The following is a 21,251-nucleotide window of genomic DNA, read 5'->3' on the forward strand; positions in this document are numbered from 1 at the left end:
GACCTTCCCCGGCGGCGCTGCGCTAACCGGGGTTATGCGTTTGGACGTTCCGTTGAGGCAGCCCGGATAAGGCGCAACGCGCCGCTATCCGGGAAACGTTAGCCATACCAGCTCAGAAGCGGTGGCCTGCAGGCAGGGTTACCGCTGCTTCCCCCGCTTTGAACAACAGCGTCGGGTTCGGGCCGCCAAGGGTCGCGTGACCATCGGTGACCTGGATCCAGTTTCCTTCCGGTAAACCAATCACCGTTAATTCCGGCGCCACGACCAGCAGTTCGCGGATACGCTGTTCGCGGGTTTCACCCTGATGCCCGGTCGGCAACGCGTTGGTGAAGTGCGGGTTAATCTGGAGCGGGAACAGCCCCAGCGCATCAAATCCCTGCGGATCGACAATCGGCATATCGTTGGTGGTGCGAATGGTCGGGCAGGCGAGGTTTGAACCTGCGCTCCAGCCGATATACAACGCCCCGCGTTTGACGACATCGACAATCGGCGCCAGCAGCCCGCGGCTGCGGCACTCTTTCAACAGCTGGAAGGTGTTCCCGCCGCCGACGATCACCATCTCGGCGCTTTCAATGGCGGCGATAGGGTCGGCGACGCTGTGGATACCGGTTACGCTGACCGCCATCGGCGCCATAACCGCAGCCACTTTGGCCGTGTAATCATCCCAGGTTTGCGTTACGCCAGCGAAGGGGATGAATACCGCCGTCCGGCGGCCTTTGACCTGACCGGCAATCAGCGGCAGGGCGTGTTCCAGCCAGGCTTTCCCCGGCAGCGTGGAGTTACTGAGTAGCAGCAGTTCCATCTTTTCTTCCTGTTTTAAACCTATTATTGAAGCAGAAATTCTAGCATCGCCCCGATACCGGCGCGCTGATATGGCGCATGATGTGGGTAAGCGGAATGCTGTTCATGAGCCCGACGAAGCCGTTGAATAATGAATAACGCAATCCAGGTTTTTTCTCGCCCGCAAGGTAGGGTATATTTCGCTTTTACAGGAGAATCTATGCTGCCCGACTCATCAACCCGATTAAACAAATACATCAGTGAAAGCGGCATCTGCTCGCGTCGCGAAGCGGACCGCTTTATTGAACAAGGCAACGTCTTTATCAATGGCAAGCGCGCCACGATTGGCGATCAGGTGAAGCCTGGCGACCTGGTCAAAGTTAACGGACGGTTGATTGAGCCGCGCGAAGCGGATGATCTTGTGCTGATTGCGCTGAATAAGCCGGTCGGCATTGTGAGCACCACGGAAGACAGCGAGCGCGACAACATTGTCGATTTCGTCAACCACAGCAAGCGTATCTTCCCTATCGGCCGTCTGGATAAAGACTCCCAGGGGCTGATCTTCCTCACTAATCACGGCGACCTGGTGAATAAGATCCTGCGCGCCGGCAACGACCATGAAAAAGAGTATCTGGTTACGGTCGATAAGCCGGTGACCGATGAGTTCATTCGCGGCATGGGCGCGGGGGTACCGATTCTCGGGACCGTGACCAAAAAATGTAAGGTAAAGAAAGAAGCGCCGTTCGTTTTCCGCATCACTCTGGTGCAGGGGCTGAATCGCCAGATCCGTCGCATGTGCGAGCACTTTGGCTATGAAGTGACGAAGCTTGAGCGTACGCGGATTATGAACGTCAGCCTGACGGGGATCCCGCTGGGTGAGTGGCGCGATCTGACCGATGACGAGCTGATCGATCTGTTCAAGCTGATTGAAAACTCTTCTTCCGAAGCGAAGCCGAAAGCTAAGCCGAAGGCCAAAGCGGCGACCCCCGGCATCAAGCGCCCGGTGGTGAAGATGGAAAATAGCAACGATAAGGGCCGCCCGGCTGGCAACGGCAAGCGTTTCACCCAGCCGGGACGTAAAAAGAAAGGGCGTTAACGCCTGCCGCGGGTCGGCGTATTCGCCGACCAGGAAAAGGTCGCTTCCTTATCCGTCTTATAAGCCTGCTGTTTTTTCACCTGGCGGGCTTTCTTCGCTTCCGCTTCACGCTGGGCCATCAGCTTATCGATATATTCTTTTTTCACGCTGTTCGTTTCCGCATTGCTCAGCGGGCGGCCGTGCGCAATGCGCGCGCGGTCAAGCAGCGTTTTCAATTCGCGCTGTTCGCGCTCGGTCATCTCTTTTTGTGTAATACGGGGGAGTGCCATGGTGGTGCCCTCAGTCAGACCAGAGCACCCAGTGTACGGCAATGAATATTTTACTGATAGCCTGTATGGCAACTAAAGCAGGCATACGTCCGGGCCGGCGCCCGGACGTGTCACGCTCAGCGCTTGCTGGTTTTTTTGGCGATGGGCTTCCCTGACCAGTATCCGGCCAGCAGCGAACCGGACAGGTTATGCCAGACGGAGAACAGGGCTCCCGGCAGCGCCGCCAGCGGGCCGAAGTAAATTTTCCCCAGCGCGGCCGCCAGGCCGGAGTTCTGCATCCCCACCTCGATCGCCAGCGTACGGCAGGTGGATTCATCAAAACCAAACAGACGTCCGCCCCAGTAGCCGCCGAGCAGGCCAATGGTGTTATGCAGGATCACTGCGATAATCACCACCAGGCCGACGGACGCGATATGGGCCGCGGAACCCGCCACCACCGCGCTGATGATCGCCAAAATGCACACCATCGAGAAAGCGGGCAGGAACGGCTCCACCGCTTTCACCACCTTCGGCAGCAGATGATGGACAATCAGCCCCAGGGCGATGGGAATGACCACAATCTGCAGAATGCTCAGCAACATCCCCATGACGTCGACCTGAATGTGCGCGTCGACGTACAGACGGGTCAGCAGCGGCGTCGCGATGACGCCGACCAGGGTGGAGACCGAGGAGATGGTCACCGACAGGGCCACATCCCCTTTGGCCAGAAAGATCATCACGTTGGAGGCCGTCCCGCTGGCGACGCTGCCCACCAGCACCATCCCGGCGGAGAGCTCCGGCGGCATATGAAACAGCAGCGCCAGCAGCCAGGCGGCGAGCGGCATCACCAGATAGTGCAGAAATATCCCTGCGGCGACCGGCGCCGGACGCGACAGGACGCGTTTGAAATCCGCCAGCTTCAGATGTACCCCCATACCGAACATAATCAGCATCAGCAGGGTGGTAACCCACGGGCCGATCGGGGTGAAGGTGGTGGGGGTGTAATAGGCCAGAACGGAGAGCAGCAGTGCCCATAACGGGAACAGCCGCGTCAGAGTTGCGAGCATGTTGTGTTCCTTGCGATACGCAAACCGGCCGCGCCGTCCTGGTAGGGCGGCGAGCAGGTCAGCTGGTTGTGTTGATGTTGTTATAAAAAAGCCGGGTTCGAGCCCGGCTATAGGTATTGTTTATCGTGCTAAGGAATTTTATTCAAACAAATTATGATGCAACGTCTGCACCACCTTCTCCGCATCGGCGCCAGGCACCAGGAAGCAGAGATTGTGGCTGGACGCGCCATAGCAGATCATGCGGATGTTAAACGGATCAAGGACGCCAAACACCTCTTTGCCGACGCCGCAGGCTTTCGACAGCTCGTTGCCGATCAGGGCAACCAGCGCCAGGTCTTCTTCCACTTCCACGCGGCACAGCGAGGAGAGCTCGGTCAGCAGCGCCTGGGTCAGCAGGGTATCGCCCGCAGAGGTTGAGCCAGTGGTGTCCATGGTCAGGGCCACGCTCACTTCGGAGGTGGTGATCAAATCGACGGAGATGTTATGGCGCGCCAGAATACCGAACACTTCGGCGAGGAAGCCGCGGGAGTGCAGCATATTCAGGCTGTGTAGCGTCAGCAGCGTCTGGCGGCGACGCAGCGCCAGCGCGCGGAACAGCGGCGGGTTCTCGGTGGTTTTACACACCAGCGTACCGCCCGCTTTAGGTTCTTTACTGGAGCCGACAAATACCGGGATATCGCTGCGCACGGCAGGCAGCAGGGTCGCCGGGTGCAGCACTTTGGCGCCAAAGGTGGCCATTTCCGCCGCCTCTTCAAAGGCGATGACGTCGATGCGTTTCGCCGCAGGCGCGACGCGTGGGTCGGTCGTATAGATCCCGGGCACATCGGTCCAGATATCGACGCGGGTGGCATTCAGCGCTTCGCCGAGCAGAGCGGCGGTATAGTCGCTGCCGCCGCGGCCGAGGGTGGTGGTGCGGCCTTTCGCTTCGCTGCCGATAAAGCCCTGCGTCACCACCAGGCCTTCCGCCAGACGCGGCGTCAGCTGCTGCTGAGTCAGTTCGGCGACGGCGGCGATATCCGGTTCGGCGCGACCAAAGCGATCGTTAGTGCGCAGCACTTTACGGGCGTCAAACCACTGCGCCTGAATTCCGCGCTCACGCAGAATCTCTACAAACAGCAGGGTGGACATCAGTTCGCCATGGCTGACCAGTTCGTCAGTCAGCGCGCTAGAGGAGGCGAGCGCGGCGGCTTCCGCCAGCGTGGTGATATTTTCCAGCAGGCGCTCAATCTCTTCGCGGATCACGTTGGGATAGCGCAAACGCTCCAGAATATTGAACTGGATCTGGCGCAGAGCGTCCAGCTGGGCAAAACGTTCGGTGGGTTCCAGCCCTTCCGCTAAGGCCACCAGAATGTTGGTCACGCCGGCAGAGGCGGAGAGCACAACAATACGGGTATTGGCATCGAGCAGCGCCACATCAATGCTGCGGTTCATCGCGTCAAAATCAGCAACGCTGGTGCCGCCAAATTTGGCGACGACTAAATCTGTCATAACAACCTCGTGTCAGGGGGCCTGACTTATTAAAACGATTCCTGAACACCGATCCTGGCAGGGGCTGGATGCCGCCGGATCGCAACAAAATGTCTTAATAAGCCAGGCCAAATTATTCAGCCATGGCACAAGGGAAGAGCGATAAACAGGGTGGCGCAGAATGATAAACAACTACGATGTCACCCAGAAGTGCTCCACCTTGTAGACCCGACTCACCGCTCTGGGCGCTGAAGTGTTCGGGTATGAAACGCCCGACTGCGAACGTTTCTGGTGACAACCCAGGGGATTCAGCCCCTGTGGCCGGTGAGGAGCGTAACCAGACGCTCTTTCACCTCGGCGTTGCTCCCCCTCACGTATTTTCGCCGGACTGGTTCCTCCAATACGGTTACCTGGGCAACGCACCTCTTCTGGCAATTACCGACGTCTTTCACCTGGCCGGGGGAATAAGGACATTATATCCCCCGCGAATACCCTTTCGCTGTAGCGTGAAATGCGCGAGCAATAGATACTTACAATACGTAAGCACTGCGGATATATAAAGGCTTAACGCCAGCTATGTCAACGCTGCGGTTATGCGGATTTTTCATGCCCCTGCGGCTAACAGAAAAAAGCCTTATGATAGCTATACTAATGGGGCTTTTTACTCCGTTTTGACCTGATTCCTGACCGGCGTCAGGGACAAGTCACAAAAATCATCACAATTTTCCGTCACCGGCGCTACAATCGACCGAAGTCACAATCTCAAATCAGAAGAGTATTGCTAATGAAAAACATCAACCCAACGCAGACCTCTGCCTGGCAGGCATTACAGAAACACTTCGACGAAATGAAAGATGTCACTATCAGCGAGCTGTTCGCCAAAGATAGCGACCGTTTTTCTAAGTTTTCCGCGACGTTCGACGATCTGATGCTGGTGGACTTCTCCAAAAACCGCATCACCGAAGAGACGCTGGCTAAACTGCAGGATCTGGCGAAAGAGACCGATCTTGCAGGCGCCATCAAGTCGATGTTCTCCGGTGAAAAGATCAACCGCACCGAAGATCGCGCGGTACTCCACGTCGCGCTGCGCAACCGCAGCAATACGCCGATTGTGGTTGATGGCAAAGATGTGATGCCGGAAGTGAACGCTGTGCTGGAGAAGATGAAAGCCTTCTCTGAAGCGATTATCTCCGGTAGCTGGAAAGGCTACACCGGCAAACCGATCACCGACGTGGTCAACATTGGTATCGGTGGCTCCGACCTCGGTCCGTTCATGGTCACCGAAGCGCTGCGTCCATATAAAAATCACCTCAACATGCACTTTGTCTCCAACGTCGATGGCACCCACATCGCCGAAGTGCTGAAGAACGTCAACCCGGAAACCACCCTGTTCCTGGTCGCGTCCAAAACCTTCACCACTCAGGAGACCATGACCAACGCCCACAGCGCGCGCGACTGGTTCCTGGCGACCGCGGGCGACGACAAGCATGTGGCTAAACACTTCGCGGCGCTCTCCACCAACGCGAAAGCGGTTGGCGAGTTCGGCATCGACACCGCCAACATGTTCGAATTCTGGGACTGGGTTGGCGGCCGTTACTCCCTGTGGTCGGCGATTGGCCTGTCCATCATTCTCTCCGTGGGCTTCGACAACTTCGTTGAGCTGCTGTCTGGCGCGCATGCGATGGATAAACACTTCTCCACCACCCCGGCGGAGAAAAACCTGCCGGTGCTGCTGGCGCTGATCGGTATCTGGTACAACAACTTCTTCGGTGCGGAAACCGAAGCGATTCTGCCGTACGACCAGTACATGCACCGTTTTGCCGCCTACTTCCAGCAGGGCAACATGGAGTCCAATGGTAAGTATGTCGACCGTAACGGCCACGCCGTGGACTACCAGACTGGCCCGATCATCTGGGGCGAGCCGGGCACCAACGGTCAGCACGCGTTCTACCAGCTGATCCATCAGGGCACCAAAATGGTACCGTGCGATTTCATCGCCCCGGCTATCACCCACAACCCGCTCTCCGATCATCATCCGAAGCTGCTGTCCAACTTCTTCGCCCAGACCGAGGCCCTGGCCTTCGGTAAATCCCGTGAAGTGGTGGAGCAGGAATATCGCGATCAGGGTAAAGATCCGGCGACCCTGGAGCACGTGGTGCCGTTCAAAGTGTTCGAAGGCAACCGCCCGACTAACTCTATCCTGCTGCGTGAGATCACCCCGTTCAGCCTCGGGGCGCTGATTGCTCTGTACGAGCACAAAATCTTCACCCAGGGCGCGATCCTTAACATCTTCACTTTCGACCAGTGGGGCGTTGAGCTGGGCAAACAGCTGGCTAACCGCATCCTGCCGGAGCTGAAAGACGGCAGCGAAGTCAGCAGCCACGACAGCTCCACTAACGGTCTGATTAACCGTTATAAAGCCTGGCGCGCATAACGCTTGCGCCGTTAAGACGAAATGCCGACCTTATGGTCGGCATTTTTTTACAGCCTCCGCAGCAGGCGGGCTGGGTTTCCCGCCCACACGCCTTTCTCGGTGATGGACTTCGTCACCACGCTGCCCGCGCCAATCACCACGCCGTCGCAGATGCTGACGGCCAGAATCGTGGCGCCGCTACCGATCGACACGTCATCGCCAATCTCAATCCGCCCCCAGCTGGCGCGGTCGGCGTTTGGTTTGCCGTCGCGAAACAGGTCGTTGGCGAACATCACCCCGTGACCGATAAAACAGCGCCGGCCAATGGTGACGTACTCGCAGATAAAGGTATGCGACTGGATTTTACTCTCCGCGCCGATGCGGGTATTCCCCTGGATCTCAACGAACGGTCCAACGAAGACGTTATCACCCAGCGTGCAGTCGTACAGGTTGGCGGGCTGATAAATAACGACATTTTTCCCACAGACGACGTTACGTACGCCGGTATCACGAAGCTCAGGCATAGTTCCTCTCACAGCGGTTTGGCCAGAATATGTAAGGTGCTTTGCTGGCTGGCGGAATGGAAAGTCGTGTCTCTGATGTGCTGCATCCCCTGGCGTTCGTAAAAACGGCGCGCGGCGGGATTCGCGGCGAGTACTTCCAGCCACAGCCAGCGTTCGCCGGCCGTTTTTGCTCGCGTCTCGATGGCGTGAAAAATCTGCTCGCCGTAGCGGTGGCCAGTCTCCCCCGGCATCAGGTAGAGCTTATGCAGCAGCGTACCCATCGTGCCATCTTCAGCCATTCGCTGCTGATAGCTATATTTAGCGAAACCAACGGGGGAAGCGGCTTCGGCGATGAGCCAATGATGGTTGGCATCGGTAAGACTCCGACGTAGCGCATCTTCGGCATATTCTTGCTTAAGAAATAACGCCAGTTCATCGGCATTGCGCCAGAGATTGGCGAAGTGGTGCTGGTAACTGGCATAACCCATCGCGCTCAGTTGTGGCGCGTCCTCGGGCAATGCCTTTCGGATAGTTAACATGCTGCGTTCCTCGGGTCGTTCAGTGGCTATAGTGCCTGTAATATGAACAACGTGGAACGACAAAAATCGGTGGGGAAGGGGCTGGAGGTTCTTCCTCCAGCCGGGGGGATTAACGGGCGAAAGCGATCGCTTCGATTTCGACGCCAGCGTCTTTCGGTAACCTGGCTACTTCCACGCAGGAGCGCGCCGGAAAGGCCGCCTGATGTTCGGTAAAGAAGGCCTCGTAGGCGGCATTAATGGCGGCAAAATCCGCCAGGTCTTTCACAAACACCGTGGTTTTGACGATCTGACCAACGGTGAGGCCGGCGGCTTCGACGATGGCTTTCACGTTCTCCAGCGACTGGCGCGCCTGTTCGGCAATGTCGTCGGGCATGGTGCCGTCCTGCGGATTAATGGGCAGCTGGCCGGAGGTGAGGGTCATCGCGCCGAGATTGACGCCCTGAACGTACGGACCAATCGCGGCGGGCGCGTCAGCGGTAGTAATAATCATGTGGTTACCCCTTCAAACAGTTACAGAAAATAATTCAACAGCACCAGCGAGCCGACGCCGCTCACCACCACCCACACCAGACCTAAACGGAAGCTGGCGAGCGTACAGATAATGGCGGCGATCACCTTCGGATTTTTTAAGTCGAACTCCATGCTGGAATTCACGCTCAGGATCTGAATGGTGATGATGGCCGGCAGGACGGTGACCGGCACGAAGCGCAATGTTTTGGTCACCCGCTCAGACATCTGGATCTTGCCGGCCAGGCCGATAAACGAGAAACGAATAAGAAAAGTGACCGCGGCCATGCCCAGCGTCAGGGCGATAAAATAGCTATTACTCATTTTCCAGCGCCTCCACTAACGGCATATCGGATTCGGTTGTTGCCATCTGCTTGCGCTCTTCCGCCAGGTCGACGCACAGGCCGGCAAGGACGCCGAGCACGGAGGCGACGACGATACCCAGCGAGTAGGGCAGGACCACTAACAGCACGCCGGAAACGGCGGCCACTACCGCGGCGACGGTGCAGGCCTGGCTTTTAATTTGCGGCACCACGATGGCGATAAAGGCGGCGACCATGGCGAAATCGAGACCGTATTTCTCAATGTGGGGAAACGAGGCGCCGACCAGCGCGCCAAGAAAATCGGCCAGCACCCAAATCGCCCAGAAGGTGACCATCGCCGAACCATAAAACAGATATTTTTCCTTTTTGTTTCCTTCCATCTCTTTGACGGTGGTGGCATACACTTCGTCGGTGAGCGCATAGGACATAAAGCATTTTTTAAAGAATGAGGCTTCGCGCACGGTGCCGGAAATAGAGGCGCTATACAGCACATGGCGAAGATTAATAATTAATGTGGTGAAAATAATCACGCCGAGCGTGGCGCCGGTTTTTAACATATTCAGTGCCAGCATTTGCGCCGAACCGGCAATCACAATCGCCGACCACGCGGTACTTTGCCAGACGCTCATACCGGCGCTGACGCTTAATGCGCCAACAATGAACGAGAAAGGAAAGTCCCCGATGCACAGGGGCATAATGGCGCTGGCGCCGCGTAATATGACTTTTTTATTCATCGTAAAATACCTGTTGGTGCAGGCAATAAATCATTATTGCGTAGGGTACAAAAGGGCTGGTCTTATTTGCTGACCATAATGCGAATGATCTCTTTATCGGTTTGCGCCATAGGCTTAATCACGAGGCGGCACAGGTTATTAATCGACTGTTCGACGTCGGCGCAGACAATGCCGTCGTTGGCGCTGGCGCAGCGGTTTTGCATCGCCATCAACACAGATTTAAAGGCGCTGGAAACCACCGAGGAGACCTTCATCGCGCAGCTGTTGGAAGCGCCATCGCAAATCATGCCGGTAACATCGCTAATCATATTGATGATGGCGGTGTTGATGGTTTCGATATTGCGGGTAAACAGCCATGCCATACCGGCGGCGGCGCCCATGGCGGCGGTGGAGGCCGCGCACAGTGCGGACAGGCGGGTATAGCGCGAATGGATGGAAATGGCCGTCAGATGCGAGAGCGCCAGCGCGCGAGCGAGCGTCTCTTCATCGGCATTCAGATGCTCGGCGACGGTAACTACCGGCATGGTCGCTGCGATCCCCTGGTTGCCAGAGCCGAAGTTCGACATGGCGACCACCGGGGCTCCGCCCATACGCGCATCGGAAGCTGCGACGGTGTTGATAATGACCTCGCTCATTAAGTCATTACTTAACAAACCATTTTTAACGGCTTCAGAGAATGTTCCGTTAATATTCAACCCATACTTTTTCGATTTGCCTTCTGCAGCCAGTGCGCTATTGAGGCGGGCGGCTTCCAGAATAAACGTAATATTCTCAACCGGCGTGGAGATAATAAAGTCATACGCTTCCTGGAGAGAGAAAGTTGGCAGTTCAGTCTGCGCTGTGGCGCTATTTTCCCCGGCGTGTAATGGCTGCTGTTCGCCATTAATATATAACTCGACCACATTGGTATGCGTGCCTTTTACCACGACGCGACAGGTCTGGTCACCGGCGCTGAGGGTGAGATCGAGATGAATAAAGTCAGGCGTATCCTGGACGTCAATAGTAACGTGGCCGGCATCCACCAGCGCTTGTGCCTGTTCCACATGCTGTGAAGTAATGCCTGCCAGGGTCTGTAATCCCTTATCGGCATCGCCACCAAAGGCGCCGATGGCGGCGGCCAGCGCGACGCCATTAACTGTCGTGCCGGGAATCGTGACGCCCGTGGCGTTTTTATACAGGTTGGCAGAAATAAAACCGCTAATTTTTTCGCAGGGTGTCGCTAAATGTTTCGCGGCGTAAGCGGTGGTAAATGAAATAGCAACAGGTTCCGTACAACCTAATGCTGGTGCGACTTCTCGCTGTAGCCAGCGAATAAAAAGTGAGGATGTTTGGTCAGACATTATTATGATTCCTGGACGTAAGATGATGAGGAAATATGCTAAGGGAATCGGCAGAAAAAAACTTCCTCAAATAACCCTTTATTTATTGAGGTCTGGAGAAAAATTTTATTTTTAGCCTTATCTAAACATGCAGGCCTGTATGTAAATTAACTTATTGATTAACAATGATTGTGCATGGATGTTTTTATACAAAAAAGGGGATTCAGTTATGTCGATCACACGCCGTTAAGGAGAGCATTTTTCTCTTTTGCCGAAATCCTGTCCTGAGGGCGCAAACGTGGAAAGCCCACGCGGTGAGGGGTAACTGTAGATCTGGATCACACTTTTGCGCTATACCGGACGCAACAAGGACTGATTATGAGGTGTGAATATGTCGTCGGTTTATCGCCCACTGGTAAATTTTATCGCCACTGCGATGCAAACGGTTTTGAATCTGGGGCTGCTGTGCCTGGGGATTATCCTGATCGTCTTCCTCGGTAAAGAGACGCTGCATCTGGCCGATGTCCTCTTTACCCCGGAGCCGACCAGTAAGTACCGGCTGGTGGAAGGACTGGTGGTCTACTTTCTCTACTTCGAATTTATCGCGCTGATCGTCAAGTATTTTCAGTCGGGGTTCCACTTCCCGCTGCGCTATTTCGTCTATATCGGCATCACCGCGATTGTGCGTTTGATCATCATCGATCATGAATCGCCGATGGCGGTGCTCATATACTCCGCCGCGATCCTGATCCTGGTGATTACGCTCTGGCTGTGTAACTCCAATCGCCTGAAACGCGAATAAAAAAAAGCGGCCTCCAGGGCCGCTGACCAACAGTCACAAATAGAATTTATGTAGGGTCCAGTTGAGGATAGCAGTGGCATTGGCCTTACTTTTTCAGCTGAGGGCGACGGCGACAATACCCGGTTGGGGTCGTGTATTGCGGCTAGACCGTCGGCCCCCATCTGAAATTTGGGGCCGGTGTTACAAAAAAACTTAACCTTTCACCCCACCCGCCGTCAGGCCGTTCACCAGCCAGCGCTGCGCCAGCAGGAACACTACCGTGATTGGGATGGCGGAGAGTACCGCCGCGGCGGCAAAATCGCCCCACAGATAGTTCTGCGGGTTGAGATACTGTTGCATGCCTACCGCCAGGGTATAGCTGTTCACATCGCGCAGCAGCAGCGAGGCGACCGGCACTTCGGTGATGGCGGCGATGAACGACAGAATAAAGACCACCGCCAGAATCGGCACCGACAGCGGCAGCAGCACGAGGCGGAACGCCTGCCATGGGGTCGCGCCATCCAGCGCCGCCGCTTCTTCCAGCGAGCCATCGATGGTTTCGAAGTAGCCTTTAATCGTCCAGACGTGCAGGGCGATACCGCCCATGTAGGCAAAGATCACGCCGCCGTGGGTGTTGAGGCCGACGAACGGGATGTACTGGCCCAGGCGGTCAAACAACGCGTACAGGGCAACCAGCGACAGCACCGCCGGGAACATCTGGAAAATCAGCATCCCTTTCAGCAGGGTCGCTTTCCCCGGGAAGCGCATACGGGCAAAAGCGTAGGCGCAGGTGGTGGAGAGGGCGACGATGCCGATCGCGGTAATCCCGGCGACCTTAATCGAGTTCCACAGCCACAGCAGGACCGGGAACGGCGGCGGCGTGACGCGGCCATCCGCGTGTTCGACGCTGAAGCCTAACGCCAGACGCCAGTGTTCCCAGGAGATGGTATCCGGGATCAGGCTGCCGGTGGCGAAGTTGCCTTCGCGCAGCGAGATAGCGATAACCATCAGCAGCGGAAACATAATCGCCGCGATGAAAATCAGTAGCAGGAGATGCGTGGTAAATAAACGTAGCTTCTGCGATTTGGGTTGGACCATAGCCATTATCGTTATCTCCCTTAATCAAACTTCATGCGTGTGGCTTTCAGGTTCACAATCGCTAACGCGCCAACCAGCAGGAAGATAAGCGTTGCGATAGCCGCCGCCAGGCCGAAGTCCTGACCGCCGCCGCCTTCAAAGGCGATACGGTAGGTGTAGCTCACCAGCAGGTCGGTATAACCGGCCGGGGTGGTGGTGCCGAGACGGTCCGGACCGCCGTTGGTCAACAGTTGAATCAGGACGAAGTTGTTAAAGTTAAAGGCGAAGCTGGCGATCATCAGCGGCGTCAGCGGCTTAATCAGCAGCGGGAAGGTAATTTTAAAGAAGTTCTGGAACGGGCCGGCGCCATCCATTGCCGACGCTTCGTACAGATCGTCCGGAATCGCCTTCAGCAGCCCCATGCACAGGATCATCATGTACGGGTAGCCCAGCCAGGTGTTGACGATGATGATCATGGTGCGCGCGGTGGTCGGGTCGCTAAACCACGCCGGTTTAATGCCGAACAGAGCGCTGAGCATCATGTTGATTTCACCAAAGCTCTGGTTGAACAGGCCTTTGAAAATCAGAATCGAAATAAATGACGGTACGGCATACGGCAGAATCAGCAGGACACGGTAAATCGCTTTGCCTTTCAACGCTTCCCACTGCACCAGGCAGGCGAGGATCATCCCCACCGCGACGGTCAGCACCACGGTCAGAACCGAGAACACCACCGTCCAGACGAAGATGGCGAAGAATGGTTTCTGGATGCCTTCATCGTGGAAGACGCGGGTAAAGTTATCCCAGCCGATAGTCACGGTGTAGCCCGGGCTCAGCTTTTCTGTGCCCCAGCTACCGTCGGCGTTGATTGCCTGGTAGAAACCAACGTCGTTGTTCGGGCGGTATTTGACGTGGGTTTGATTGTTGGTCAGCTCGCCGTTTTCGCCAAGCGTATACAGCGGTTGGGTGCCGGAGAACTGGCGCAGCGAGCTCATGATCACTTTGCTGTCATCAGGCAGTACGGCGGTCAGCTGGTTCAGCGCGGTGCGGTTCTGGGTAATGACGCGCAGGTTGGCGCGCTCGCCTTCCGGCAGGGCGTCAGTTTCTTTTAACGCCAGCTTCTGCTCGCCGCCGAATTTAAAGGCGTCGGAAAGGTAGTTTTTACCGCTCTCGCCATCGGTCAGGGCCAGCTTCCACTCGTCGCCTGCCGGGATCAGCGTGAAGTTATAGGCTTTGCCGGCCTGGAAGGAGCGATCCATCAGCACCTGCTGCGCGCGCTCAAAGGTCAGCTGGTTGGTGCTGCTGTAGTTGGTGAACGCGATAGCGATAGTACAGATCAGCGGAAACAGGACAAACAGGCCCATGCCGGCGAGGCCGGGATAGACATAGCGCCAGGCATAGGCCTTGCGATTAGCGAAAATATACAGGCCAACTGAGCTTAAAATCAGCGTCATGATGGCGAACAGGTACTCCCCCTGGGCGTACATCAAAACAACAAGGTAACCCACCAGCAGGCACAGTAAGCCAATCACAGACCATGTGAGTTGCGGACTTTGCCACCAGTGTCTCTTTTTAACGGCATCCATGGGGATCATCCTCTACAGCGTTAAACATCTGTCGGCGTCAGTGCCTGATGGCGCTGCGCTTATCCGGCCTACGGATTGTGTAGGCCGGATAAGGCATTCATGCCGCCATCCGGCACGTGCGCTACAGCATTACTTAGTGATACGGCTCTGGGCATCCTTCAGCGCAGCATCGACAGTCTGACGACCGCTGGCGGCGTTGATAACCGCGGTACGAACGGCATACCAGAAGGCGGACATCTGCGGGATGTTAGGCATAATTTCGCCTTTCTGGGCGTTCGCCATGGTGGCAGCGATGCGCGGATCTTTTTCCAGTTTTTCCTGGAAGGATTTCAGCGCCACCGCACCCAGCGGTTTGTCGTTGTTAACGGATTCCAGACCCTGATCGGTCATCAGGTAGTTTTCGAGGAACTCTTTCGCCAGCTCTTTGTTCGGGCTGGCGGCGTTGATCCCCGCGCTCAGCACGCCAACGAACGGTTTCGATGGTTTGCCTTTAAAGGTCGGCAGCAGGGTCACGCCGTAGTTAACCTTGCTCTTATCGATGTTAGACCACGCCCACGGACCGTTGATGGTCATCGCGGTTTCACCTTTGTTGAAGGCCGCTTCCGCGATGGAGTAATCGGTATCGGCATTCATGTGCTTGTTCTTGATCAGGTCAACCAGGAAGATCAGGCCCGCTTTCGCGCCTGCGCTGTCCACGCCGACGTCTTTCACATCGTACTTGCCGTTTTCAAACTTGAACGCGTATCCGCCGTCGGCAGCGATCAGCGGCCAGGTGAAGTACGGTTCCTGCAGGTTGAACATCAGCGCGCTCTTACCTTTCGCTTTCAGTTCTTTATCCAGCGCCGGGATCTCTTCCCAGGTCTTCGGCGGGTTCGGCACCAGGTCTTTGTTGTAAATCAGGGACAGCGCTTCCACCGCGATCGGGTAGGCGATCAGTTTGCCGTTATAGCGAACGGCATCCCAGGTGAACGGATAGAGTTTGTCCTGGAACGCTTTGTCCGGGGTGATTTCCGCCAGCAGGCCGGACTGCGCGTAGCCGCCGAAACGGTCATGCGCCCAGAAGATGATGTCCGGGCCGTCGCCGGTCGCCGCAACCTGCGGGAATTTCTCTTCCAGCTTGTCCGGGTGTTCTACAGAAACTTTAATGCCGGTGTCTTTTTCAAACTTTTTACCCACTTCAGCGAGGCCGTTGTAGCCTTTGTCGCCGTTAATCCAGATAACCAGCTTACCTTCTTCAATTTTCGCGAGGGCAGAGGCGGAAAACATCATCGTGGTCAGTGCCGACAGCGCGAGGATGCGAGCGCCAGTTTTGATTTTCATATACCCGTCCTTTTTGGTGTTGTACTCGTGGATACACTTCGGTGGCTTAACGATGATGAGTTTCCTTTTTTAACAACCCCTTTCCATCCTCCCCAGGTCTACGCCCCACCCGCTGGTTGTGTGATCTCCATTGCAAAAACGGCCGTATTGCGTCCTGGAGCACAGAAAAAAGCGCCCAATTTTGTCGCCTCCATCACGAAATCACCCGCTGCCCGCCATCCCCCGCGGCGAGAGCCAATCTCTCATCCTCCCATCTCCTCCCCCATAAAAAAGCCGGGGGGTGGAGGATTTGCCCGGCTAATGAATGCCGCATAGTCGACCCATCTTGAATGTGACTGTTAGTGACAGGTTGTAACGAAGGGAGAAGGGCATGGCGAGCGTACAGCTGCGAAATGTAACGAAAGCCTGGGGTGACGTGGTGGTATCGAAAGATATCAATCTCGATATCCACGAAGGGGAATTCGTCGTGTTTGTCGGGCCATCGGGCTGCGGCAAATCTACCCTGCTGCGTATGATTGCCGGGTTAGAAACTATTACCAGCGGGGACCTGTTTATCGGTGACACCCGCATGAACGAGATCCCACCGGCAGAACGCGGCGTTGGGATGGTATTCCAGTCTTATGCGCTCTATCCCCACCTTTCCGTTGCGGAAAATATGTCGTTTGGCCTGAAGCTGGCCGGCGCGAAAAAAGATCTGATTAACCAGCGGGTGACCCAGGTGGCGGAAGTGCTGCAGCTGGCCCATCTGCTGGAGCGTAAACCGAAAGCCCTCTCCGGCGGTCAGCGCCAGCGTGTGGCGATTGGCCGTACGCTGGTGGCTGAGCCGAGCGTCTTCCTGCTGGATGAGCCGCTCTCCAACCTCGATGCCGCCCTGCGCGTTCAGATGCGTATCGAAATCTCCCGTCTGCATAAGCGACTGGGCCGCACCATGATCTATGTGACCCACGATCAGGTGGAAGCGATGACCCTCGCGGACAAGATCGTGGTCCTCGACGCCGGCCGTGTGGCGCAGGTCGGGAAACCGCTGGAACTCTATCACTATCCGGCTGACCGCTTCGTCGCCGGCTTTATCGGTTCACCGAAGATGAACTTCCTGCCGGTCAAAGTCACCGCGACGGCTATCGATCAGGTGCAGGTTGAACTGCCAAACCGTCAGCAAATCTGGCTACCGGTGGACAGCGCCAACGTTCAGGCGGGCGCCAACATGTCCTTAGGTATCCGCCCGGAGCATTTACTGCCCAGCGATATCGCCGATGTGACCCTCGAAGGCGAGGTTCAGGTTGTCGAGCAGTTAGGTCACGAAACGCAAATTCATATCCAGATCCCCGCCATCCGTCAAAACCTGGTCTACCGCCAGAACGACGTGGTGTTGGTAGAAGAGGGAGCCACATTCGCTATCGGTTTGCCGCCAGAACGTTGCCATTTATTCCGTGAGGATGGCACCGCTTGTCGTCGGCTGCATAAAGAGCCGGGCGTGTAAGGCTTCCCATTAAAAAAAGGCGCGAACCCGGCTGGCGGTACACCGGCGAAGCGTGCAAAGAAAAGCAATGATCTCAGGAGATAGAATGATGATTACTCTGCGCAAACTTCCACTGGCGGTCGCCGTCGCGGCAGGCGTTATGTCTGCTCAGGCGCTGGCTGTCGATTTCCATGGCTACGCGCGTTCCGGCATTGGCTGGACCGGCAGCGGCGGCGAGCAACAGTGCTTCAAAGCGACCGGCGCTCAAAGTAAATACCGTCTTGGTAACGAATGTGAAACCTATGCGGAACTGAAGCTGGGCCAGGAGCTGTGGAAGGAAGGAGATAAGAGTTTTTATTTCGATACTAACGTTGCCTATTCCGTGAATCAGGAAGATGACTGGGAAAGCACCTCTCCGGCGTTCCGTGAAGCCAACATCCAGGGTAAAAACCTGATCGACTGGCTGCCGGGCTCCACGCTGTGGGCGGGTAAACGCTTCTATCAGCGTCATGACGTTCACATGATCGACTTCTACTACTGGGATATCTCCGGCCCGGGTGCAGGTCTGGAAAACGTTGACCTTGGCTTCGGTAAGCTCTCTCTGGCCGCTACCCGTAACTCAGAAAGCGGCGGCTCTTATACTTTCTCCAGCGATGACACCAAGAAATATGCTGCGAAAACTGCCAACGACGTCTTTGACATCCGTCTGGCGGGCCTGGAAACCAACCCGGGCGGCGTGCTGGAGTTAGGCGTCGATTACGGCCGTGCGAACCCGCAGGATGACTATCGCCTGGAAGACGGCGCGTCGAAAGACGGCTGGATGTGGACCGGTGAACATACTCAGTCCATCTGGGGCGGCTTCAACAAGTTTGTGGTTCAGTACGCCACTGACGCAATGACCTCCTGGAACAGCGGCCACTCTCAGGGAACCAGCATCGATAACAACGGCAGCATGATCCGCGTTCTGGATCACGGCGCGATGGACTTCAACGATGACTGGGGCCTGATGTACGTTGCGATGTACCAGGACGTGGATCTGGACAGCAAAAACGGCTCCACCTGGTACACCGTGGGTGTTCGTCCGATGTACAAATGGACGCCGATCATGAGCACCCAGCTGGAAATCGGTTACGACAACGTGAAATCCCAGCGTACCAGCGAAAACAACAACCAGTACAAAATTACTCTGGCTCAACAGTGGCAGGCAGGCAACAGCGTCTGGTCTCGTCCGGCTATCCGTATCTTCGCAACCTACGCGAAGTGGGATGAAAACTGGGGCTACAGCAACACCTCTGGTCTGCAGACGAGAGACAGCAGCGGAAGCGGCGCTTTCACCTCCAGCCGCGGTGACGACAGCGAAGTTACCTTCGGTGCCCAGATGGAAGTGTGGTGGTAATACCGTCCGCAGGACGGGTGTAACCTGGGAGGGGCATCGGCCCCTCCTGACTATTCAGGGTTAGCGCGCTATTGCCTGGCTACCGCTAAACCGATGCTATCCAAGGTGAGAAGAATGAAAATGAAGAAAACTCTCGTCGCTCTGTGTTTATCCGCAGGGATGTTGGCATGCGTGCCGGGGATGAGCCTTGCCGATGTTAACTTTGTACCGCAGAACACCAGCGCCGCGCCGTCTATTCCAGCCAGCGCGCTGCAGCAGCTGATCTGGACGCCTGCCGATCAATCGAAGACGCAGAGCGTAGATTTAACCACCGGCGGTCAACGCCTGGATGTTCCAGGGATCGTCGGTCCGGTCGCCGCCTGGAGCGTGCCGGCCAATATCGGTGAGCTGACCCTGACCCTCGACAGCGAACTGAACAAACATAAACAGATTTTTGCGCCGAACGTGCTGATTCTCGACCAGAACATGACGCCAGCGGCGTTCTTTCCCAGCAACTACTTTACCTATCAGCAGCCGGGCGTGATGACTGCCGATCGCCTGGGCGGAGTGATGCGCCTGACCCCGGCGCTGGGCCAGCAGAAGCTCTATGTGCTGGTGTTTACCACTGAAAAAGATCTCCAGCAGACCACCACCCTGCTGGATCCGGCGAAGGCCTATGCCAAAGGCGCAGGCAATGCGGCGCCGGACATCCCGGATCCGATCGCCAAACATACCACCGATGGCGTGCTGAAGCTGAAAGTGAAAACCAACAGCACCTCCAGCGTGCTGGTGGGGCCGCTGTTCGGCTCCTCCGGCCCGGGCCCGGTCACCGTCGGTAACACCGCGGCGCCGGTAGCTGCGCCAGCCGCCGCAGCCGTTGCGGCGCCGGCCGCCAAAAGCGAACCGATGCTCAGCGATACCGAGACCTACTTCAACAACGGTATTAAGCAGGCGGTGAAACAAGGTGACATCGACAAAGCCCTGAAATTGATGAACGAAGCTGAGCGCCTCGGCTCCAAATCCGCTCGTTCCACCTTTATCAGCAGTGTAAAAGGCAAGGGGTAATCGTCTCCCCACAATGCTGATGTTTAGGCACAGCCTTTAGGTGCATCCTCCGGGATGCACCTTTTTTTGCACGCGCGGCGGTCTGTTGCATGGCTGTTGCGTGAATGATCGTATATTGACGTTTGCCCGCCACCAACCGCCTATTCTGCGATACAATGCTCTCACGTTATGTACCGGAGAATCAGGCATGTCCCATCCTGCGCTTACGCGACTGCGTGCGCTGCGCTATTTTGCCGTTATGCCGCCCCTGGCGCCGCCCCTGAGTGACTGGCTGCTGCTGGAGGACTCAATGACCCAGCGTTTTGAGCAACAAGGAAAGCAGGTCACCGTCACCCTGGTTAACGAAGGGTATATCGGGCGTGAGGCGCTGGCTGACGAAGCGGCGCTGTTGCCCGACGAGCCGCGCTACTGGCTGCGGGAGATTATACTCAATGCCGATGGCGAGCCCTGGCTGGCCGGACGCACGGTGGTGCCGGAGTCGACGCTGTGTGGGCCGGAGCTGGCGCTACAGCAGCTCGGGCAGACCCCGCTGGGCCGATACCTGTTCACGTCGTCGACGTTAACCCGCGATTTTATTGAAATTGGTCGCGATGCAGCGCTATGGGGGCGTCGTTCCCGCCTGCGGCTGAGCGGCAAACCCCTGCTGCTGACCGAGCTGTTTTTGCCTGCGTCGCCGTTGTACTAAGAGGAAGAAAAAATGGAGTGGAGTCTGTCGCAGAATAAGCTGTTGGCGTTTCATCGCCTGATGCGCACTGACAAACCGATCGGCGCCTTGCTGCTGCTGTGGCCGACGCTGTGGGCGCTGTGGGTGGCCTCGCCGGGCGTCCCGCCGCTGTGGATCCTGGCGGTATTCGTCGCCGGCGTCTGGCTGATGCGCGCCGCCGGCTGCGTGGTGAATGACTATGCCGATCGAAAATTTGATGGTCACGTAAAGCGTACCGCCCGCCGTCCGCTGCCGAGCGGCGACGTCACCGAGAAAGAGGCGCGAACGCTGTTTATCGTTCTGGTGCTGCTCTCCTTCCTGCTGGTGCTCACCCTCAACACCATGACGATTTTGCTGTCGGTGGCGGCGCTGGCGCTGGCGTGGGTCTATCCGTTTATGAAGCGCTACACCCATCTGCCGCAGGTGGTGCTGGGGGCGGCCTTTGGCTGGTCGATCCCGATGGCCTTCTCGGCCGTCAGCGAATCGCTGCCGCTGAGCTGCTGGCTGATGTTCCTCGCCAACATTCTGTGGGCGGTGGCCTACGATACCCAGTATGCGATGGTGGATCGCGATGACGACGTCAAGATCGGCATTAAATCGACGGCGATCCTGTTCGGCGAAAACGATCGTCTGATTATCGGTATCCTGCAGGTGGCCGTGCTGGCGCTGATGGGCGCGGTAGGCTGGCTGAACGGGCTGGGCTGGGAATACTACTGGTCGCTGTTCGTGGCGGCGGGTCTGTTTGGCTGGCAGCAGAAGCTTATCTTCAATCGCGACCGCGATAACTGCTTTAAAGCGTTTATGAACAATAACTACGTCGGGCTGGTGCTGTTCCTCGGCCTGGCGATGAGCTACCTGTAAAATCCCTGTCCCCATCCCCCCGGTTTGC

General features: G+C 56.7%; 21 protein-coding genes and 1 riboswitch. Of the genes, 8 read left to right on the top strand and 13 right to left on the bottom strand.

The window, feature by feature from the left end; translation table 11 throughout:
* Window positions 1-112 precede the first annotated feature (112 nt).
* Window positions 113-802: a dipeptidase PepE gene (pepE, locus tag QLG03_RS12270; protein WP_048336442.1), complete on the bottom strand. Its 690-nt coding sequence runs from the start codon at window positions 800-802 to the stop codon at window positions 113-115.
* Window positions 803-1,000: 198 nt separating this feature from the next.
* On the opposite strand from pepE, the gene rluF reads away from it, so the two are divergent.
* Entirely contained in the window at window positions 1,001-1,876 is an 876-nt protein-coding gene (gene rluF, locus QLG03_RS12275; RefSeq protein WP_255989534.1) for a 23S rRNA pseudouridine(2604) synthase RluF, read from the top strand.
* Here the strand turns inward: rluF and QLG03_RS12280 are convergent.
* The 3 genes from QLG03_RS12280 to lysC all read right to left on the bottom strand — a co-directional run bounded on the left by QLG03_RS12280 (window position 1,873) and on the right by lysC (window position 4,679).
* Window positions 1,873-2,145 carry a DUF3811 domain-containing protein gene (locus QLG03_RS12280; protein WP_004177859.1) on the bottom strand — a complete coding sequence of 91 codons (273 nt, stop codon included), beginning with the start codon at window positions 2,143-2,145 and terminating at the stop codon, window positions 1,873-1,875. The two genes, rluF and QLG03_RS12280, sit on opposite strands and share 4 nt — an antisense overlap.
* Before the next feature lie 116 nt (window positions 2,146-2,261).
* Complete coding sequence (gene panS, locus QLG03_RS12285; protein WP_023291615.1) at window positions 2,262-3,191, bottom strand: ketopantoate/pantoate/pantothenate transporter PanS; 930 nt, start codon at window positions 3,189-3,191, stop codon at window positions 2,262-2,264.
* Window positions 3,192-3,329: 138 nt separating this feature from the next.
* On the bottom strand, window positions 3,330-4,679 hold the full coding sequence (gene lysC / locus QLG03_RS12290) for a lysine-sensitive aspartokinase 3 (RefSeq protein WP_032454552.1): 1,350 nt from the start codon (window positions 4,677-4,679) through the stop codon (window positions 3,330-3,332).
* A 179-nt stretch (window positions 4,680-4,858) separates the two neighbouring features.
* A riboswitch (Lysine riboswitch) is annotated at window positions 4,859-5,094 on the bottom strand.
* 348 nt (window positions 5,095-5,442) lie between these two features.
* Here lysC and pgi point away from each other — a divergent pair.
* Window positions 5,443-7,092: a glucose-6-phosphate isomerase gene (pgi, locus tag QLG03_RS12295; protein WP_023291617.1), complete on the top strand. Its 1,650-nt coding sequence runs from the start codon at window positions 5,443-5,445 to the stop codon at window positions 7,090-7,092.
* Between the two features lie 47 nt (window positions 7,093-7,139).
* Here the strand turns inward: pgi and QLG03_RS12300 are convergent, their stop codons facing one another.
* From QLG03_RS12300 to QLG03_RS12325, 6 genes are all read right to left on the bottom strand, one after another.
* A complete protein-coding gene (locus tag QLG03_RS12300; RefSeq protein ID WP_032454553.1) occupies window positions 7,140-7,595 on the bottom strand; it encodes an acyltransferase in 456 nt (151 codons plus the stop codon).
* A gap of 8 nt (window positions 7,596-7,603) precedes the next feature.
* Window positions 7,604-8,113: a GNAT family N-acetyltransferase gene (locus QLG03_RS12305; protein WP_101862368.1), complete on the bottom strand. Its 510-nt coding sequence runs from the start codon at window positions 8,111-8,113 to the stop codon at window positions 7,604-7,606.
* 109 nt (window positions 8,114-8,222) lie between these two features.
* On the bottom strand, window positions 8,223-8,603 hold the full coding sequence (locus QLG03_RS12310; RefSeq protein ID WP_047718378.1) for a Rid family detoxifying hydrolase: 381 nt from the start codon (window positions 8,601-8,603) through the stop codon (window positions 8,223-8,225).
* Window positions 8,604-8,623: 20 nt separating this feature from the next.
* Window positions 8,624-8,944, bottom strand: coding sequence for an AzlD domain-containing protein (locus QLG03_RS12315; protein ID WP_004206276.1), 321 nt, complete (start codon window positions 8,942-8,944; stop codon window positions 8,624-8,626).
* Window positions 8,937-9,677, bottom strand: coding sequence for an AzlC family ABC transporter permease (locus tag QLG03_RS12320; RefSeq protein ID WP_023291621.1), 741 nt, complete (start codon window positions 9,675-9,677; stop codon window positions 8,937-8,939). Before QLG03_RS12320 ends, QLG03_RS12315 begins: the two co-directional genes overlap by 8 nt.
* A 62-nt stretch (window positions 9,678-9,739) precedes the next feature.
* Window positions 9,740-11,017 (bottom strand): L-serine ammonia-lyase, iron-sulfur-dependent, subunit alpha, encoded by a 1,278-nt coding sequence (locus QLG03_RS12325; RefSeq protein WP_072421177.1) that lies wholly within the window; start codon window positions 11,015-11,017, stop codon window positions 9,740-9,742.
* A 370-nt stretch (window positions 11,018-11,387) separates the two neighbouring features.
* Here QLG03_RS12325 and psiE point away from each other — a divergent pair, with 370 nt between their 5' ends.
* Window positions 11,388-11,798, top strand: coding sequence for a phosphate-starvation-inducible protein PsiE (psiE, locus tag QLG03_RS12330; RefSeq protein ID WP_004206282.1), 411 nt, complete (start codon window positions 11,388-11,390; stop codon window positions 11,796-11,798).
* 192 nt (window positions 11,799-11,990) lie between these two features.
* Here the strand turns inward: psiE and malG are convergent, their stop codons facing one another.
* From malG to malE, 3 genes are all read right to left on the bottom strand, one after another.
* On the bottom strand, window positions 11,991-12,881 hold the full coding sequence (gene malG, locus QLG03_RS12335; RefSeq protein ID WP_002884725.1) for a maltose ABC transporter permease MalG: 891 nt from the start codon (window positions 12,879-12,881) through the stop codon (window positions 11,991-11,993).
* Window positions 12,882-12,895: 14 nt separating this feature from the next.
* Entirely contained in the window at window positions 12,896-14,440 is a 1,545-nt protein-coding gene (gene malF, locus QLG03_RS12340; RefSeq protein ID WP_023291623.1) for a maltose ABC transporter permease MalF, read from the bottom strand.
* A gap of 129 nt (window positions 14,441-14,569) precedes the next feature.
* The gene (gene malE / locus QLG03_RS12345; RefSeq protein WP_255989528.1) at window positions 14,570-15,760 is read right to left on the bottom strand and encodes a maltose/maltodextrin ABC transporter substrate-binding protein MalE; all 1,191 of its coding nucleotides are present in this window, start codon (window positions 15,758-15,760) and stop codon (window positions 14,570-14,572) included.
* Between the two features lie 370 nt (window positions 15,761-16,130).
* Here malE and malK point away from each other — a divergent pair, with 370 nt between their 5' ends.
* The 5 genes from malK to ubiA all read left to right on the top strand — a co-directional run bounded on the left by malK (window position 16,131) and on the right by ubiA (window position 21,223).
* Entirely contained in the window at window positions 16,131-17,240 is a 1,110-nt protein-coding gene (gene malK, locus QLG03_RS12350) for a maltose/maltodextrin ABC transporter ATP-binding protein MalK (protein WP_002884743.1), read from the top strand.
* An 85-nt stretch (window positions 17,241-17,325) separates the two neighbouring features.
* Window positions 17,326-18,615, top strand: coding sequence for a maltoporin (locus tag QLG03_RS12355; protein ID WP_044525126.1), 1,290 nt, complete (start codon window positions 17,326-17,328; stop codon window positions 18,613-18,615).
* 114 nt (window positions 18,616-18,729) lie between these two features.
* Window positions 18,730-19,659 carry a maltose operon protein MalM gene (gene malM, locus QLG03_RS12360; RefSeq protein WP_165458186.1) on the top strand — a complete coding sequence of 310 codons (930 nt, stop codon included), beginning with the start codon at window positions 18,730-18,732 and terminating at the stop codon, window positions 19,657-19,659.
* A gap of 187 nt (window positions 19,660-19,846) precedes the next feature.
* Window positions 19,847-20,344 carry a chorismate lyase gene (ubiC, locus tag QLG03_RS12365; RefSeq protein ID WP_017900123.1) on the top strand — a complete coding sequence of 166 codons (498 nt, stop codon included), beginning with the start codon at window positions 19,847-19,849 and terminating at the stop codon, window positions 20,342-20,344.
* Between the two features lie 12 nt (window positions 20,345-20,356).
* The gene (ubiA, locus tag QLG03_RS12370; protein WP_002884808.1) at window positions 20,357-21,223 is read left to right on the top strand and encodes a 4-hydroxybenzoate octaprenyltransferase; all 867 of its coding nucleotides are present in this window, start codon (window positions 20,357-20,359) and stop codon (window positions 21,221-21,223) included.
* Window positions 21,224-21,251 lie beyond the last annotated feature (28 nt).

The sequence above is a fragment of the Klebsiella sp. V115_8 genome (assembly GCF_029967715.1).
GTDB lineage: Bacteria > Pseudomonadota > Gammaproteobacteria > Enterobacterales > Enterobacteriaceae > Klebsiella > Klebsiella quasipneumoniae.

Coding starts and splice junctions, on each gene's coding strand:
- pepE (WP_048336442.1), bottom strand. CDS start 802: ATGGAACTGCTGCTACTCAGTAACTCCACGCTGCCGGGGAAAGCCTGG.
- rluF (WP_255989534.1), top strand. CDS start 1,001: ATGCTGCCCGACTCATCAACCCGATTAAACAAATACATCAGTGAAAGC.
- QLG03_RS12280 (WP_004177859.1), bottom strand. CDS start 2,145: ATGGCACTCCCCCGTATTACACAAAAAGAGATGACCGAGCGCGAACAG.
- panS (WP_023291615.1), bottom strand. CDS start 3,191: ATGCTCGCAACTCTGACGCGGCTGTTCCCGTTATGGGCACTGCTGCTC.
- lysC (WP_032454552.1), bottom strand. CDS start 4,679: ATGACAGATTTAGTCGTCGCCAAATTTGGCGGCACCAGCGTTGCTGAT.
- pgi (WP_023291617.1), top strand. CDS start 5,443: ATGAAAAACATCAACCCAACGCAGACCTCTGCCTGGCAGGCATTACAG.
- QLG03_RS12300 (WP_032454553.1), bottom strand. CDS start 7,595: ATGCCTGAGCTTCGTGATACCGGCGTACGTAACGTCGTCTGTGGGAAA.
- QLG03_RS12305 (WP_101862368.1), bottom strand. CDS start 8,113: ATGTTAACTATCCGAAAGGCATTGCCCGAGGACGCGCCACAACTGAGC.
- QLG03_RS12310 (WP_047718378.1), bottom strand. CDS start 8,603: ATGATTATTACTACCGCTGACGCGCCCGCCGCGATTGGTCCGTACGTT.
- QLG03_RS12315 (WP_004206276.1), bottom strand. CDS start 8,944: ATGAGTAATAGCTATTTTATCGCCCTGACGCTGGGCATGGCCGCGGTC.
- QLG03_RS12320 (WP_023291621.1), bottom strand. CDS start 9,677: ATGAATAAAAAAGTCATATTACGCGGCGCCAGCGCCATTATGCCCCTG.
- QLG03_RS12325 (WP_072421177.1), bottom strand. CDS start 11,017: ATGTCTGACCAAACATCCTCACTTTTTATTCGCTGGCTACAGCGAGAA.
- psiE (WP_004206282.1), top strand. CDS start 11,388: ATGTCGTCGGTTTATCGCCCACTGGTAAATTTTATCGCCACTGCGATG.
- malG (WP_002884725.1), bottom strand. CDS start 12,881: ATGGCTATGGTCCAACCCAAATCGCAGAAGCTACGTTTATTTACCACG.
- malF (WP_023291623.1), bottom strand. CDS start 14,440: ATGGATGCCGTTAAAAAGAGACACTGGTGGCAAAGTCCGCAACTCACA.
- malE (WP_255989528.1), bottom strand. CDS start 15,760: ATGAAAATCAAAACTGGCGCTCGCATCCTCGCGCTGTCGGCACTGACC.
- malK (WP_002884743.1), top strand. CDS start 16,131: ATGGCGAGCGTACAGCTGCGAAATGTAACGAAAGCCTGGGGTGACGTG.
- QLG03_RS12355 (WP_044525126.1), top strand. CDS start 17,326: ATGATGATTACTCTGCGCAAACTTCCACTGGCGGTCGCCGTCGCGGCA.
- malM (WP_165458186.1), top strand. CDS start 18,730: ATGAAAATGAAGAAAACTCTCGTCGCTCTGTGTTTATCCGCAGGGATG.
- ubiC (WP_017900123.1), top strand. CDS start 19,847: ATGTCCCATCCTGCGCTTACGCGACTGCGTGCGCTGCGCTATTTTGCC.
- ubiA (WP_002884808.1), top strand. CDS start 20,357: ATGGAGTGGAGTCTGTCGCAGAATAAGCTGTTGGCGTTTCATCGCCTG.